Raw genomic sequence first — 2,005 nt, forward strand, 5'->3', positions numbered from 1 at the left:
GCCTTGCGGTGCAGGTCCAGGGGGCCTGCGGGCCTTGATGGAATCTGCTGGGAACGTCCCCATCTCCCACGCCGGGCTGTGAGCCGCATGGACGTCATCGGGTTTGGGTTCCCACGGAACGATCTCGTTTGCCATCACACGTTTCACCTTACCTGCGCAACGCTAGAGGGTTGGAGGAATTAAGTGCTCGAATCAACTCACAGTCGACTACGCGAGCGGGCGCGAGCTGAGGTACTTGGGGTCGTAGGCTTCACTGTGCGCGAGCAAGGCCCACGCAATGCGCGCCATTTTGTTGGCGAGCGCGACGACCACGACGTTGATTGGGCGCCTGCTGAGAAGCGCCTCTACCCACGCGGGACGCAGGTTCGAGCGCGTCACGACGATGCGGGCGCCGTGAATAAGCAATTTGCGCAGATAGGAGTCGCCGCGCTTGGTAATGCCGCCCAGGCGGACCTTGCCACCCGTGCCGGTCTGGCTGGGCACGAGCCCGAGGCTGGCTGCGAAGGCTCGCCCGGAGCGGAACGTGCCGGGCGAGCCCATAACGGCGACGGTTGCGGTGGCCGTCAGCGGACCGATGCCATTGATGGCTGCCAGCATCCGCGCGGCGGGATTGGCTTTCATCCAAAGAAGGTTTTCGCGTTCAGTCTCGGTGATGTCCACTTCCAGTTGTCGAAGGTGCGCGAGTTGGTGCTGCAGAGCTCGCCAGATGAGCGGCGACACCACCTGTTCGACCTCGGGCATGCGAGTGCTGAGTTCATTCATGAAGGCTTTGCGGCCGTAGCGGAATTGCAGGCCGTATTCGGCAAGCAGCCCACGAATCTGGTTGACGAGCCGGGTGCGGGTGTCGACCAGCCCGGAGCGGATGCGATGCAGGCTGAGGATGGCCTGCTGCGCTTCGCTCTTGATGGCGACGGTGCGCATGCCGGGCTGCTGGGCAGTGGTCCAGATGGCACGAGCGTCTGCCGCATCAGTTTTGTTCGTTTGCACAAACGGACGCACGTATTTGGGGTGCAGAAGAACAGCCTGATGGCCGAGACTGATGATCTTGCGTGCCCACCAGTGCGCACTGCCGCATGCCTCCAGCACAACGCGTCCGGGTTCGCGCAGACTCAGAAAGTGGATGAGCTGATCGCGGCTGAAGCGCCGGTTGAAGATCTCGCCGGATTGCGGGTTCACCCAGTAAATCTGGAAGACGGACTTTGCAATGTCCAGCCCATAAGTCGTAGCATTCATTTGGGCTCTCCTTACCTAAGTGATCGGTGGAACTTTCACTTTGGCACGTCGATGCCGTGGGTCAAGCGAGAGCCCCAGGTCACCGCGCCATCAGCGCTGGCGCTTCCCCGAAGGGAGGGGAGGTGTTCATTCCATCTCCCCGCTCTAATGGACGGGGATTCCGACGGGTGCGCTAGCACCTTCGATGGGTTTCTGCTTCCTCGGGCGGCCTGACTGCGCCATCCCTCCACAGGCAATCGCGGCGTACCCCGCCGCTAAAACGTTGATAGCGCCGACGTGGTCGGCATTTGCCTCGTGCCCGCACTTGACGCAGGCGAACAGGGCTTGCATCTTGCGGTTCCCGGCAGAAATATGCCTGCAACACGGGCAGGTGCGGCTCGTGTTCTGCGGCGGGACGGCGACGAAACTCGCGGTCGAGCTCAAGAATCGCCTCGTGGCATCGATGACGCGGTGCCTCTTTCAGCCACGGCGTATGCTCGCTGCTGCGCCATTCCGCGAAGCGCTTCTTCATCGCGAAGCCAGCGATGAACTTGCCACCATCCGCGTGAGTTTGCTTCTGCAACGCCAGCGCCTTGTTATAGACTAAGCGACACGCGCCCGCGAACTGGCGCACCTTGCGCGCCTGTTCACCGGTCGGCATGAGTTCATACTTGAAGGCCTGGAGTCGTTGCATACGGGAAAGCTTACCAGTACTCACGCGTTGTCAAGGACGCCTGCGGCGTCCGCGCTATCCTTCCCCCTGAAGGGAGAAGGTTGCCGTGCACCTGCTCAA

At 61.9% G+C, this 2,005-nt stretch carries 2 protein-coding genes and 1 pseudogene; all 3 read right to left on the reverse strand.

Annotation, left to right across the window (positions count from 1 at the left end; translation table 11 throughout):
- Positions 1-207: 207 nt before the first annotated feature.
- Positions 208-1,233, reverse strand: coding sequence for an IS110 family transposase (locus VSR72_RS43890; RefSeq protein WP_342958407.1), 1,026 nt, complete (start codon positions 1,231-1,233; stop codon positions 208-210).
- Positions 1,234-1,377: 144 nt separating this feature from the next.
- Positions 1,378-1,656, reverse strand: a complete 279-nt coding sequence (locus VSR72_RS43895) for a zinc ribbon domain-containing protein (RefSeq protein WP_342958408.1) — start codon at positions 1,654-1,656, stop codon at positions 1,378-1,380.
- A 166-nt stretch (positions 1,657-1,822) separates the two neighbouring features.
- Positions 1,823-1,906: pseudogene (locus tag VSR72_RS43900) on the reverse strand (helix-turn-helix domain-containing protein); the annotation flags it as partial.
- Positions 1,907-2,005 lie beyond the last annotated feature (99 nt).

This window comes from Paraburkholderia sp. JHI869 (assembly GCF_038900775.1).
GTDB lineage: Bacteria > Pseudomonadota > Gammaproteobacteria > Burkholderiales > Burkholderiaceae > Paraburkholderia.